General features: G+C 71.3%; 13 protein-coding genes. 6 read left to right on the forward strand and 7 right to left on the reverse strand.

Annotated features, from left to right (window positions below; genetic code table 11):
• Window positions 1-33 precede the first annotated feature (33 nt).
• Window positions 34-996, forward strand: coding sequence for a GNAT family N-acetyltransferase (locus AWQ68_RS05255; protein WP_218006767.1), 963 nt, complete (start codon window positions 34-36; stop codon window positions 994-996).
• Between the two features lie 39 nt (window positions 997-1,035).
• Here AWQ68_RS05255 and AWQ68_RS05260 read toward each other — a convergent pair whose 3' ends face one another.
• The 5 genes from AWQ68_RS05260 to AWQ68_RS05280 all read right to left on the reverse strand — a co-directional run bounded on the left by AWQ68_RS05260 (window position 1,036) and on the right by AWQ68_RS05280 (window position 5,278).
• A complete protein-coding gene (locus tag AWQ68_RS05260) occupies window positions 1,036-1,854 on the reverse strand; it encodes a TIGR03943 family putative permease subunit (protein ID WP_157544925.1) in 819 nt (272 codons plus the stop codon).
• Between the two features lie 5 nt (window positions 1,855-1,859).
• Entirely contained in the window at window positions 1,860-2,873 is a 1,014-nt protein-coding gene (locus AWQ68_RS05265; RefSeq protein WP_066935381.1) for a permease, read from the reverse strand.
• Between the two features lie 77 nt (window positions 2,874-2,950).
• Entirely contained in the window at window positions 2,951-3,886 is a 936-nt protein-coding gene (locus tag AWQ68_RS05270) for an NUDIX hydrolase (RefSeq protein ID WP_066935384.1), read from the reverse strand.
• Window positions 3,887-3,914: 28 nt separating this feature from the next.
• On the reverse strand, window positions 3,915-4,097 hold the full coding sequence (locus AWQ68_RS05275) for a hypothetical protein (RefSeq protein WP_066935387.1): 183 nt from the start codon (window positions 4,095-4,097) through the stop codon (window positions 3,915-3,917).
• 641 nt (window positions 4,098-4,738) lie between these two features.
• Window positions 4,739-5,278, reverse strand: coding sequence for a M15 family metallopeptidase (locus AWQ68_RS05280; RefSeq protein ID WP_245655748.1), 540 nt, complete (start codon window positions 5,276-5,278; stop codon window positions 4,739-4,741).
• Between the two features lie 357 nt (window positions 5,279-5,635).
• Between AWQ68_RS05280 and AWQ68_RS05285 the strand changes: the two genes are divergently transcribed.
• From AWQ68_RS05285 to AWQ68_RS05305, 5 genes are all read left to right on the forward strand, one after another.
• The gene (locus tag AWQ68_RS05285; protein ID WP_066935392.1) at window positions 5,636-6,466 is read left to right on the forward strand and encodes a prolipoprotein diacylglyceryl transferase; all 831 of its coding nucleotides are present in this window, start codon (window positions 5,636-5,638) and stop codon (window positions 6,464-6,466) included.
• Complete coding sequence (locus tag AWQ68_RS05290; protein WP_174554075.1) at window positions 6,463-6,942, forward strand: hypothetical protein; 480 nt, start codon at window positions 6,463-6,465, stop codon at window positions 6,940-6,942. The genes AWQ68_RS05285 and AWQ68_RS05290 overlap by 4 nt, the downstream gene beginning before the upstream one ends.
• A 5-nt stretch (window positions 6,943-6,947) precedes the next feature.
• On the forward strand, window positions 6,948-8,504 hold the full coding sequence (locus AWQ68_RS05295; protein WP_066935395.1) for a radical SAM protein: 1,557 nt from the start codon (window positions 6,948-6,950) through the stop codon (window positions 8,502-8,504).
• 23 nt (window positions 8,505-8,527) lie between these two features.
• Window positions 8,528-9,142 carry a hypothetical protein gene (locus tag AWQ68_RS44635; protein WP_245655749.1) on the forward strand — a complete coding sequence of 205 codons (615 nt, stop codon included), beginning with the start codon at window positions 8,528-8,530 and terminating at the stop codon, window positions 9,140-9,142.
• Window positions 9,143-9,425: 283 nt separating this feature from the next.
• Window positions 9,426-10,607, forward strand: coding sequence for an ATP-binding protein (locus tag AWQ68_RS05305; RefSeq protein ID WP_066935398.1), 1,182 nt, complete (start codon window positions 9,426-9,428; stop codon window positions 10,605-10,607).
• A gap of 99 nt (window positions 10,608-10,706) precedes the next feature.
• On the opposite strand, the gene AWQ68_RS05310 is transcribed toward AWQ68_RS05305, so the two are convergent.
• Entirely contained in the window at window positions 10,707-11,534 is an 828-nt protein-coding gene (locus AWQ68_RS05310; RefSeq protein ID WP_066935401.1) for a MauE/DoxX family redox-associated membrane protein, read from the reverse strand.
• 3 nt (window positions 11,535-11,537) lie between these two features.
• Window positions 11,538-12,488 carry a hypothetical protein gene (locus AWQ68_RS05315; protein WP_245655750.1) on the reverse strand — a complete coding sequence of 317 codons (951 nt, stop codon included), beginning with the start codon at window positions 12,486-12,488 and terminating at the stop codon, window positions 11,538-11,540.
• Between the last annotated feature and the right edge of the window lie 132 nt (window positions 12,489-12,620).

Here is a 12,620-nt window from a genome sequence, read left to right on the forward strand (position 1 = left end):
GTCGAACCGACCACCCTGATGCGAAGGAGCCATGTGACCGACCAACTGATCTCCGGCTTTCCCGTCCGCCTCCTCGCTATCGACGATCTCCCCGCCTGCCTGGCCCTGGCCCAGGACCGCGAATGGTCTCCCGAGGAGCACAAGTGGCGGCTGCTGTTCGAGGTCGGAGACGTCTACGGCCTGGACGATCCCGAGGGCGGGCTGGCCGCCACGGTGGTGGCCACCAGGTTCGGCCAGGAGATCACCGCGATCGGCATGATGCTCGTCGCCAAGCGGTGCGAGCGGCGCGGCCTCGGCAGCGCTCTCCTCAGGCACGCGCTGGACCGATCGGGGACGGCGAGCGCCTGGCTGACCGCGACCGCGTACGGGCGGCCCATGTACGAGCGGCTGGGCTTCCGCGCGATCGGTGAGTGCGCGACATATGTGGGCGAGCCGACCGGCCTCTCGCGGGACGGGTCACGGCCGGCCGAGCCCACCGGCCTCTCCCGGGACGGGTCACGGCCGGCTGAGCCGACCAGCCTTGCCCAGGACGCGTCCCGGCCGGCCGAATCGACCGGCCGCTCCCGCGGTATGTCGCGCCCGGCCGAGCCGACGGACCTGCCCGCGATCCTCGCCTTGGACGCCGAGGTCTTCGGCGCGCCCCGCGACGCCCTGCTGACCCGGCTGCAGACGTTCTCCGAGCGATTCCGCGTGGTGGACGGGCCGGACGGCGGCCTCGCCGGGTTCGCCGGCGCCTGGCGCAACCTGGGCGAGACGGTGCTCGGCCCGGTGGTCGCCCAGGACGCGGCCACCGCGCGTGGCCTGCTCGCCGACCTGGCCCGCGAGGCCGAGGGCCCGGTACGGGTCGACATCGACACGATCCAGCCCGAGCTCATCGCCTGGGCGAAGGAGCACGGCCTGTCCTGCACCTTCTCCACCACGATCATGGAGTACGGCGCGCCGCTCCCGACTGACCGCAGTCGCCTGTTCGGCCCGGTGATGCTCGCGCTCGGCTGATGGGCCCCTCGCGGGTGAGGTGGCCGCCGATGCGCTCCCTCACTCGTACGGCTCCACCGGGCGTGGGATCGCGGTGACGTCGGTGGCCACGAGTTCGGGAGCCACCGTCCCGTTGGGGATCTTGTCGGACTTGGGACGCACCCATGTGCCGGTGACCTCGACCCACGTGTCCACCGGCGGCTGGGCGGCCTTGAGTACGGCGACCTTCAACGGGATGCCGTCGGCGGCGCAGCAGTTCAACTGGATGCGGGTGACGTACCACCGGTCCTTCTTCTTCGACGGCACCACGAATCCGGTGAGCCGGACCCGCTTGCCGGTGAGGGAGTAGGTGGAGTCCGCCCACGCCCGGCCGATGAACTCTCCGATCGGCATCGCGGTCACGGTCTCGTCGGCGAGCGGGGCATAGGTGTCCGACGTGACTGGCGGGCGCGGCGGAGGCTCTTCCGACCGGGCCGCGAACGCGCCGAGCGCGGGCGGCGCGATGAGGAAGATCGCGAACACCGGCAGGCAGAGCAGCCAGGCCACGCGGGGGCCGCGGGAGTGGTCGTGCCCGTCGTGGTGCGCGTTCTCGTGAGCGTCGTGCCGAACGGCTTCGCCGTGCTCGTCGTATCGAGCGTCGTGCCGGTCGTCGTGACTGCCGCGTCCGGCATGACTCCGATGCGCGTACTCCTGTTCCGTGAGGTACGGCTTGCGCCACTCCTGGATCAGACCGGCGACCCCCAGCGCCAGCACCACGGCGCCGGCCGCGACCAGGAACGGGTGAAAACCGGGCTTCACGTAGTTGAGGTAGGTCGTGGACAGCAGGGTGATCCGCAGGACGGCCCCGCCGAGGAACACCATCACCAGGCTCTGCGACATGCGGTTCACAGCAGGAGACCTCCGACGGCGACGCTCACCAGCACCGCCAACACGAACGTCACGGGGACGAACCGGGCCGCGAACGCGCGCCCGAAGGTCCCCATCTGGAGGGCGATCAGTTTCAGGTCCACCATCGGCCCGACCACCAGGAAGGCCAGCCGCGCCGTGGGAGAGAACGCCGTCAGGGACGCCGCCACGAAGGCGTCCGCCTCCGAGCAGATCGACAGCAGGACGGCGAGCAGCGCGAGCACCACGACGGAGAGCACCGGCACGTCGGCCACCGTCGTGAGCAAGGAGCGCGGCACCACGACGTTGAGCGTCGCGGCGGTCAGGGCGCCCACGACCAGGAAGCCTCCGGCGTGGAGCAGGTCGTGCTGCGCCGCCTCGCGGAACGCCTGCCACCTGGAGCCGGCGGGCGCCGTGCGGGCGGGGACGCGCAGCCAGTCGGAGCGGCCGAAGCGGAGCCACAGCCACCCGACCAGGACGGCCACGACGAGTGACGCGACGAACCGGGCGACGGCCATCATCGGCTGGCCGGGGAAGGCCACCGCGGTGGCCACCACGACCACCGGATTGATCGCGGGTGAGGCGAGCAGGAACGCCAGCGCGGCGGCGGGCGTGACGCCGCGCGCCATGAGGCCCGAGGCGACCGGAACCGACGCGCATTCGCACCCGGGAAGGACCGCGCCCGCCGCCCCCGCCACGGGGACCGCCGCGTACGGATGCCGGGGAAGCGCGCGGGTCCAGAACGAGGCCGGGACGAAGGCGGTGATCGCCGCGGACAGCAGAACGCCGAAGACGAGGAACGGCAGCGCCTGAACCGAGATCGCCACGAAGATCGTCGCCCAGGTTTGGAGCGAGGGGAACGCCAGCAGGGGAGTCAGGACGAAGTGCCCCGCGATCAGCAGGACGACGACGGCGGCGAAGATCCACGGCATCGCGGAAGGGGCCGCCGATCGGCGTCCCCACTCTGAAGGGGGCAACTCCGTCGGGAGATCGGCGAGGGTCCGGTCGGCCATGAGGTCATCTTGGCAGGGCCGCCGCGTGGTGCTGACTGTCCTGTGGACAACCGCGCAGCTGGGCCGGTTCAGCCGATTCAGAGCTGGTTCAACAGCCAGCGAGGCCCGGTGAAGGAGGCACCGAGGGCCTCGATCCGGCGGCGCAGCTCGCGGTCCGCCGTGACGACGAGCACCTTCTCCCAGCGTTTCGCGTCGCGTACGAGTGCCACGATCGCGTCGTCCCCGCTGCCGGACGCTTCGACGATCGAAACGCCGCCCGTGACACCGGCGAGGACGCCACCCGGTACGCCCGCGATACCGTGCGGGCCATCACCCGAACGCCCGGTGCCCTCACCGGCGGCGCCGCGGGCCACGCCCTCGACCACGACGGTCATCCGGGGGAACCACTGGGCCAGGTCGTGCGAGCCCTCCGGAGGGCGGCGCAGGCCGCGCGCCGCGAGAACGCGCAGCTCCCCGATCAGCCGGGCGGCCGCCCCGGCCCGGTCCCGCCACCAGCCGTGCTCGGCCCGCGCGCCGATGATGTTGGCCGCGTCCAGGATGACGATGAGGGGAGCCAGCGCGGGCCGTATCAGCGGCCAGGTCTCGGCGAACCCGGGATGCAGCTTCCTGGCGCCGACCTCGTCGGCCGCGATCCAGCGCATGTCCGTGCTCTCGCCGTTCGCCGGGGAGGCGTCGAGCAGCCCCGCTGCCTGGGCGATGACGGTCTGGAACGACCAGCCGCCGTGATCGTCGAGGTAGACGCCCTGGATCCGGAGCTGGTCACCGGTCAGCGCCGCCTCCTCGCGGGCTTCGCGCAGCGCCCCGCTGATCGCGTCCTCGTGGCTGTCGCGGGCGCCGCCGGGCAGCCCCCACGTGCCGCCGTGATGGCTCCACCAGGAGCGTTTCTGCATCAGGACGTACGGCATGCCGTCCTGGGTGTGGTGGACGGCGAGCAGGCCGGCGGCGCCGTGGACGCCCCAGTGCCGGTGCCCGCGGTCGCACAGTGCCCAGCCGTCCCCGTCGTTGGCCGCCATCACCCGTCTGCCTCGCCGTCTCGGCGGCTCACCACTGATCGGCGGGCACGCTCGCGCCGGAGGCGAGGTCGAAGAGGACCGCCCCGTCCTCGATCCGGATCGCCTGCATCTGCGTCACCAGCCCGACGTCCCTGAGCCGGAGCACGGCCTCGTGCGCGTTCTTCGCGTAGTGGTAGCGGTCCGCCGAGGAGAACTCCGGACTCGCCCGCACGCAACGGACTTCGAAGCGGTCCGCTGGCCACAAGCGGAAGGTGGGGCCTGAATTGTTCCAGCCAGACATGTGGTGCTTCTCCTGTCGCGCCTTCGTGAGACGAGCTGTCGTGATCCCCTGACATGGCCGGCCCGTTGGAACGTGACTGGCCCGATTGCCGATCGTTATGAAGTGGTAAGCGATCCTTCCCGTTTCCCCCGCCATATCCGTTAGCGTGTGAGCCCTCGCTCGCGATTCCCGGCGGCTCCGGGGGTCGCGAGTTCTCATAGCACGAGACAGGAGCTCGCCCCTTTCGGCCGGAGGAGCGGGCGTACGCGTGTCTCACCCGAGGGTGCTCCGCTCGACGCCATCGCAGTGTCAGTCCCCTCCGCATCCGGCCGGACTCCGGCGGCGGCCGGGCCAGACGTCAGCCTGACACGCCTGGTCCCGCTCGCACCAGTGCGATTCACTGTGCGGGCCGCAGCGCGGGTTACCGCGCGGGCCGCCCACCTGCTTGGAGCCGGCCGCCTTCCCGCCGGGGCCGGGCCGCCTACCTGCCCGGCCCCGACGGGAAACGCCGAATCCGGCGCGTCCGATCCGTACCCCCGACGGCGCGGTCCGACGCCCATGATCGCCCTTCCACCGCACCGGTCGCGGGCCGGCTAACGGCCGCTCTTCGAGAAGTGCTGGAGGTCCTTCGCCCCGCTCCAGTAGCCGCCCCAGCCCCAGCCGATCGCGGCGAACGCGCGGACGACCCGGTCGCCCGGATTGATCACGCCCGGCTTGTGCAGCGGGCGCTTGACGTACGCGTCCGCGTTGCGGTGCGCGTTCGACCCGTCCGCGTATATGTACGGGTTCTCGCGAGGGTTGAGGTCGAGGGCCCGGCCGTACGCGTGCTCGGACCAGCTCGTCGATCCCGTGGCGCTCCTGCAGTTGAACGCCGAGGTGTTGCCCGCGTCGATCGAGTCGTAGTCGCTGCCCTTGTACGCGTCCACCGGCTCCATCTTCCTGATCGGGAAGCGGTAGCCGTACAGCTTCTTGAAGACCGACACGACGTCGTCGGCGACGTCCTTGTTGACGACGAGCCGGCCCGTGTGGATCTTGCCGTCGAATCCCCAGTGCGGCATGGTGATCATGCGCAGGTCGCTCACCTCGACCGGACAGCCCGGCCGCCAGGAGTAGCGCACCTGGTCCCGCGTCACCTTCGTCACCTGGGCCGAGAAGGGCGGGGCGGACGGCTTCTCCGTCCCGCTCGGACTCGGGGTCGGTGACGGCGTGCCTTCAGAAGGGACCGCGCCCGGTGACTGCGATGGGTTCTCCGAGGGGCTGACCGTGACCGGAGGGGGCGCCGCCGCCCTGCCCGCGACGCTGCACGCCGACACTCCGGCGATGGCCAACAGCACTGTCGCTGATCTGCGGAAACGTGTGGTAGCCATACGTCAGCGTAACCCGGCCCCGCGGAGGAGGTGGAGCCTCTGGCCGACTCCGACAACAAGGCGAGGCGCCGTCCGGGTCGCGCAGCAGGGCGTGAATTGTCAGACATGACCTAGGGTGGCCCCGTGCTTCCCGAGCTGCGCTTCGGCGGGCTGGCCGTCCCCACCCACGGCTTCTTCGTCGGCCTCGGCGTGCTCGTGGCGGCTGTCGTGTTCGTCCTGGAGGCGCGCCGCAGGGGCGCGCTGCACGAGGACTCGCTGGTCGCGGTCGCGGGCGCCCTGGTGGGCGGCGCGATCGGCATGCGCCTGTCCGGCTGGGCCGAGCACCTGGACCCGCATCTGAACCCCAGTCTTCTCGAAGCCTGGATGTTCGGCTCGCGCAGCATCCTCGGCGGCCTCACCGGGGCCTACGTCGGGGTGCTGATCGCCAAGCGCCTCGTCGGCTATCGCGGCAAGACGGGCGACCTGTTCGCCCCCGCCGTCGCGCTCGGCATGGCGGTCGGCCGTATCGGCTGCTTCCTCACCGAGGCGCCGGGCCGTCCCACCGGCCTTCCCTGGGGCGTTCACGCGTCGGCGTCCGTCCCCGAGTGTCCGGGTTGCCTCGCCGGGCAGGCCATGCACCCGTCCTTCCTGTATGAGGTCGCCTTCCAGCTGGCCGCCTTCTTCGCCCTCGCCTGGGCCCGCGACCGGGTGCGCCGCCCCGGCGAACTGTTCACGCTGTACGTCGGCGCGTACGCGGTGTTCCGCTTCCTCGTGGAGTTCACCCGGGCCAACGAGACGGTCTGGCTCGACCTGACCCGGCCGCAGTGGTTCCTCCTCCCCGGCCTGGTGCTCGTGTTCATTCGGCTGCTGTACGGCTATCACCGTGGTTATTACGACATGCTGGTACACAAGAGGGACAGCCGGACGCACAGAGGACAGGAGGAGGGCGCCCCCCAGGCCCCGCAGACACGATGACCACTCCCCCCGAGCCTGCCGGCGAATCCCCGAACGAGCGGGACCCACAGCCACCTCCGCCGCCCCCGCCACCTCCCCAGGGCCCGTTCTCCGGGCCCCCGGGTCCGCCGGGGCCGTACGGACCGCCGCCCGGCCAGGGCTGGCCGCCACCGCCTCCGCCGCCCCCGAAGACAGGAGGGGTCGTCGTCGCCACGGCCTTCGCCGGGTTCGCGGCCTTCATCACGATCGATTTCGTCGGCGTGGTGCTCACACTGGCCATCGCCGGGAGCGGCAACGGGGAGATCGTGGTCGGTATCGGCGCCGCGATCCTCGCCTTGATCGCGCTCGGCGGCGGCCTCGCGCTCATCCTCCTGCGAAAGCCCTGGACCAAGGGCCTCGGCCTCGGCCTCATGATCGGCTGGGCGCTCGTCTCCATCGTGTCCGCCGGCTTCTGCACCGGCGTCAACCCGAGCCTCTACGCTGGCGGAACACTTTGAGCGGTATGCCCCTGCGCGGTGATCGCATCCTGCGCTACGTCAACGCGTTCTGTCCCCTCTGCCATGAGGAGGACCCGGACCGTCCGCTCGACCTGGTGCCACGCCTCTCCGGCTGGCTGGCCGCCCGGAACGGCCGGGTCTACCTGGAGCGCGGCTGCCGCACCCACGGCATGGTCCGCACCATGTACGACGAGGACCCCGAGATCCTCGCCTATCTGGAGGAATGGACCGCTCCCACGAAGGCCCACATCCCCGACGTGCCGGGAAACTTCGCCCCGATCCCCGAGGCGTACCTGCAGGGCCTCCCCGAGATGCAGACCCAGCACACCTGCATCCTGCTCGAGGACATCGCGGAGACCTGCAACCTCCGCTGCCCGACCTGCTTCACGGATTCCTCGCCCGACCTGCGCGGAGTGGTGCCGGTCGACGACATCCTGGCCAGCGTGGACCAGCGGCTCGGCCGCGAGAACGGCCGCCTCGACGTCCTCATGCTGAGCGGGGGCGAGCCGACCCTGCACCCCGCGCTGCCCGAACTGCTCGCTGCGCTGGTGACCCGGCCTGTCACCCGCATCCTGATCAACACCAACGGCGTCCTCGTGGCCAGGGACGACGCCCTGCTCGACCTGCTGACCGAGCACCGCGAGCGGGTCGAGATCTACCTCCAGTACGACGGCGTCAGCGCGGAGGCGTCCCGCCACCACCGGGGCGGCGACCTGCGGCGCTTCAAGCAGGAGGCGCTCGCCCGCCTCTCCGAGCGTGAGATCTTCACCACGCTCGTGATGACCACCGCCCTCGGTGTGAACGACGGCGAGATCGGCGACGTCGTACGGCTCGCGCTCGACACGCCCTACGTCGGAGGCGTGTCGATCCAACCGCAGTTCGGCTCCGGCCGTTCGGGCGTGATCGACCCGATGGACCGGCTCACCCACACCGGCGTGCTGAAGCGGCTCGGCCCGCAGACGGACGGCCTGGTCACCTGGCGGGACCTGACGGCGCTGCCGTGCTCGCACCCGCACTGCTGCTCCGTCGGCTACATGATCAAGGACGACTCCGACCGGTGGCGCTCCCTCACCGCGCTCATCGGGCACGACCGCCTGAAGGAGAACCTCGGCCTGGTCTCCAACCGGATCGCCGACTCGGAGATCCCGCGCGAGCTGCGTCTCGCCGTGCAGGAGTCGCTCCTCGGGCTGCTGTCCGAGCAGTCGTCGCTGTCCCATCCCGAGATCGGCAACATCTGGCGCGACATCTGCGAGAACTGCGACCTCGGCCTGTCCACGCTGCTGACGCTCGCCTCCTCGGTGCTGCCCGGACGCAAGAAGCGGCTGCGGCGGCTGCTCGGCGAGCGCGTGGTCCGCATCACCGTGAAGCCGTTCATGGACATGTCGACCATGATCGAAGAGCGGCTGACCCAGTGCTGCGTGCATGTCGGTACCCGCTCAGGGCAGCACCAGTGCGCGCCGTTCTGCGCCGTCCAGGCGTGGCCGGCGCTCGCCCGCCAGCGCCTGTCCGCCACCGCCTCAGTGGACGGCGGCGTACGGCTCCCGCTGGTGGAGATCACATGAAATCGGCAGAGACGAGGGGAGAGATGCCAGGAGAACGGAGGCCGCCGCTGACCGGGGTGGCCTACGAGGAGGCGATCGCGGCCCAGGCCGCCGCCAACGGATTCACGACCGACGGATTCACTTCCAGCGGATTCGGGGCCAACGGGTCCGGGACGCACCGGACCCGGGTGAACGGGGCCGGGGTGAACGGAGCCGGGGTGAACGGACACTCGCCCGGCGAACCGGAGGCGAACGGGTTCACCGCCACCTTCGCCGAGGACGGTACGGGAGACGGTGAGTCCGGCGGGTACGGCAATGGGACCGGCGCGCACGGAGCGGGCGGCCCGAGGCCGGGTGGGCCGTGGCCGGGTGGGCCGCGACCGACCGCCCACAGCGGCAGGAGCGGGCCCGTCATCGTGACGCCGTTCGATCCGCTGCGGCTGTGCGTCTACGCGACCGTGGCCCTGCTGGGCTGGGTGCTGGGCCCGTTCGCGGTGATCGCCTTCGCCGGGGTGGGGTTCGCCGGGTATGTCCGGGCCCGCCGCGCCGGGCTGGTGCGGAGCAAGTGCCTCCTGCGCGACACGCGGCTGGTCCTGGCTTATCTCGGACTGATCGTCGTCGCCGCGATCGCCGCGATCGTGCTGAAGTTCTTCACCTAGCGGTACGGCAAAGCGTCGTTCCCCGGCGTGGCTTTTCCGGGAAGACGTCGCGCACATGTTCGAGGGAGCGCTACAGTCTTGGGCATCCGATCGAACATGGGTTCGGTCGCCGACTCTGCAGGTGAGGTGTGCCATGGCGCTGCTCGCGGCACCGCTGGCGTCTCCGCGGCGCGCGCCGGCCACCTCCGGGCGATGTGTCCCGCTCCGGCCGGGAGCGACACGCCGTAGCGCTTTCTACGGAAATCTACGGCGGCCGCTATATCCGGTCATAAAGTCCGAGAGCGTGGACCCCGTGCGCAACCCCTATGCCCCCGGTGCGGGGCAGCGCCCACCCGAGCTCGCCGGGCGCGATCGTGAGCTTCAGCAGTTCGAAGTCGTGTTGGAGCGGGTGGCCCGCGGCCGGCCGGAGCGGAGCATGGTGCTCACCGGGCTTCGCGGCGTCGGCAAGACCGTCCTGCTCAACACGTTCAAGTCGATGGCCATGCAGCGGCTGTGGGGCACCGGAAAGATCGAGGCCCGGCCCGACCAGTCGATCCGCCGCCCGGTCGCCGCGGCGCTGCACATGGCGATCCGGGAGCTGGCGCCCCGGCACCGCGCCCCGGACCGCATCGAGGCGTTCCTCGGCGTGCTTAAGGCCTTCGCGATGCGCGACCCGGCGGCGGCCAAGGGCACCTCGCACTGGTCGCCCGGCATCGACGTCCCGGCGTCGCGCGGCCGGGCCGACTCCGGCGACCTGGAGATCGACCTGACCGAGCTGTTCGTCGACGCCGCCGGGGTCGCGACCGATCTCGGCGTCGGCATCGCGCTGTTCATCGACGAGATGCAGGACGTGCCGGCCGCGGACGTCTCCGCGCTCTGCGCCGCCTGCCACGAGCTGTCGCAGAACGGCGGGCCGCTGATCGTGGTCGGGGCCGGGCTGCCGCACCTGCCCGGCGTCCTGTCCGCGAGCAAGAGCTACTCCGAGCGCCTGTTCCGCTATGCCCGCATCGACCGGCTGGACCGGGAGGCCGCCGATCTCGCCCTCATCGCCCCCGCCGAGCGCGAGGACGTCGAGTTCACCCCCGAGGCCCTCGACGCCCTCTACGAGGCGGCCGACGGCTACCCCTACTTCGTCCAGGCGTACGGCAAGGTGGCCTGGGATCTCGCCCCGCGCAGCCCCATCACGGCCGACGACATCAAGGTGTCCGCGCCCGAGGCCGAGGAGGAGCTCGCGGTCGGCTTCTTCGGCAGCAGGTACGAGCGCGCCACGCCGGCCGAGCGCGACTACATGCACGCGATGGCCCAGCTCGGCGACGACCCGGTGCCCACGGCCGACGTCGCCGAGGTGCTCGGGCGCAAGCCGTCGAGCCTGTCGCCGGCCCGGGACAGCCTCATCAAGAAGGGCCTGATCTACAGCGCGGAGCGCGGTGTGATCGCCTTCACCGTCCCCCATTTCGGGAGGTTCCTGCGTGCGCAACCGCTGTAGCGACCCCCGCCATTGACCTCTCTACGGCTTTCTAGAGGGGAAGCTAGAGAGCCGTAGAGAGCTGAATTCACTCATTCCCATTGCGGAATCTAGGGCTGTCTAGCGTGTAGCCGATACAGGGATAGATTCCGCTAGCGGCTCGATCGGGTTGCCGTCCTGCCCCACGACGGCGACCCGGACCGTCGGCCGCCGGCCGCTCATATGGACGGCGAAGACGACGTCGGCCCCGCCCTGACCGGGAAAGACGAAGAACCGCCAGCACAGCTCGCGCCACGAGTCGTCCGGCTCGCCGGACTCGAGGACGGCGGCGTGGGTCCGCCAGGCCGCGCTTGCCTTGAGCCGGGCCAGCGCGCGGCCGGGCGGCACCGGCCGCTCCTCACAGGGGGCCCGGTGTCGCAGCCGCGACATGATCTCCTCCACCTCGGGCGAGAGCGCCAGCAGCAGTGCGAGGTAGCCCGCCGCCCAGGCCGCCGCGGTCCAGGACACCCCCGCGACCAGGTCGGCCACGCCGACGTCCGCCGCCGCGACGGCCACCGCCATCCCGGTCAGCACCGCCGTACGCGCGACCGAGCGCAGGCCGACCGGCGTGGAGCTGACCTCGCCGAAGCAGCCGCACCCCACATCCGGCCGGCGGCGGCGCAGATCCCACAGCACGTATGTCGAGATCGCGAAGAACGCGACGGTGAGCAGGCGGGCGACCACGAGATCGGCGGCGAGCTGACCCGCGACCAGCGCGAACTCCCCGACGGCGCAGGCGAGCATGGCCGCCTTCCTGAACCGCTCCGGCACGAGGACGGCGGGGCCGAGCCGGCTGAGCGTGTCCTGCCCGCCGCCGTCGTCTCCGGCGGTGAACAGCTTGGCCACGCCCCCCATGATCAGGAGCAGGGTCAGGATGGGCAGGGCGGCCACCGCCGCGGTCACCAGCACACGTCACCTCAATCCGACCTGGGCGTTGAAGCAGCCCTTGGTCAGGTCGCCACCGAGTCGTACGTACGAGAGCGGGGACAGTTCGACGATCCGTCCGCGCGGAGAGGTGTCACAGTCGACGCACCGGTCGCAGAAGCGGCCGGCCATGCAGCCGCAGGCCACGATCGGCACCGCCGTCGACCGTCGGCCGCAGACGTTCCGGACGAAGAGCATCGACCCCAGTGAGAGGTACGGCAGCCGGGCGCACGGGACGACGCCCTGGTCGCAGCCGGTGTCGGAGCTCTCCAGCATGGGATAGGCCGCGCCGTCGTCGTCGAGGTCGGACCACACGGCGGTCCCGGAGATCCTCGACTGAGCCCCGCCGAATGCCGGAGGCGGCGCGGGCGTCGCGTTGGCCCGGTACGGCGGCTGCGACGTGGCCGGGACCTGGGCCAGGGCGGTGCCGTCCTGGATCGTCCCGATGGCGTCGAAGAGATAGCCGGGCTCCAGCTTCGGGTGCCGTACCAGGAGGCGGCCGGTGGCCTGGTACGGGATGACGACCGAGCGGCGGCCCCGGTGCGGGCCGCTGTCGATCTCGACGGTGAGGTCGCGTCGGCCCCTGACGTCGAGGATGGTCCCGGTCATCCGGGTCATGTCGGCCCATACGCAGTCCGCGACTCGCCCGGACCGCGTCCTGACGATCACGCGGGAGCCCAGGGGCAGCCGGTCCGGAGGGACCGGGCCGCCGCGCCAGGCGGTGGCCCACGGCGCGATGACGAGGCGCTCCTCCTGGCCCTCGTCGTCCTCTATCACCAGGAGGTGGGGTGTGGTGTCGAGGATCCGGCCGCTGAGCGCGTCCAGCGCGGGGCCGTCGTCGTCCTCAGCCGGCTGGGGCGGCTGCGCGGTCCGGCCGAGGGCGGCCGCGGACAGCAGGTGCCGGCGCTCGACCCGCGCATGCGGCATGGGAACTCTCACCCGCCCAGCGTCACATGAGACCGATGACCGATAGGGACGCATTCGAGGCCGATGGTGCTTTCGGGAGCAATATTCCTCCACTCGGTGGAAGCTGTTGTCTCCTGATTTCCCCCAACCGGGCCGTCCGATGGC

The organism is Microtetraspora fusca (genome assembly GCF_001570365.1).
Lineage (GTDB): Bacteria > Actinomycetota > Actinomycetes > Streptosporangiales > Streptosporangiaceae > Microtetraspora > Microtetraspora fusca.

Bases quoted from the DNA above. Each gene is read 5' to 3' on its own strand.
- AWQ68_RS05260 (WP_157544925.1), bottom strand. From the start codon at position 1,854: ATGTCGCAGAGCCTGGTGATGGTGTTCCTCGGCGGGGCCGTCCTGCGG.
- AWQ68_RS05265 (WP_066935381.1), bottom strand. From the start codon at position 2,873: ATGGCCGACCGGACCCTCGCCGATCTCCCGACGGAGTTGCCCCCTTCA.
- AWQ68_RS05270 (WP_066935384.1), bottom strand. From the start codon at position 3,886: ATGGCGGCCAACGACGGGGACGGCTGGGCACTGTGCGACCGCGGGCAC.
- AWQ68_RS05290 (WP_174554075.1), top strand. From the start codon at position 6,463: ATGACCACTCCCCCCGAGCCTGCCGGCGAATCCCCGAACGAGCGGGAC.
- AWQ68_RS05295 (WP_066935395.1), top strand. From the start codon at position 6,948: ATGCCCCTGCGCGGTGATCGCATCCTGCGCTACGTCAACGCGTTCTGT.
- AWQ68_RS44635 (WP_245655749.1), top strand. From the start codon at position 8,528: ATGCCAGGAGAACGGAGGCCGCCGCTGACCGGGGTGGCCTACGAGGAG.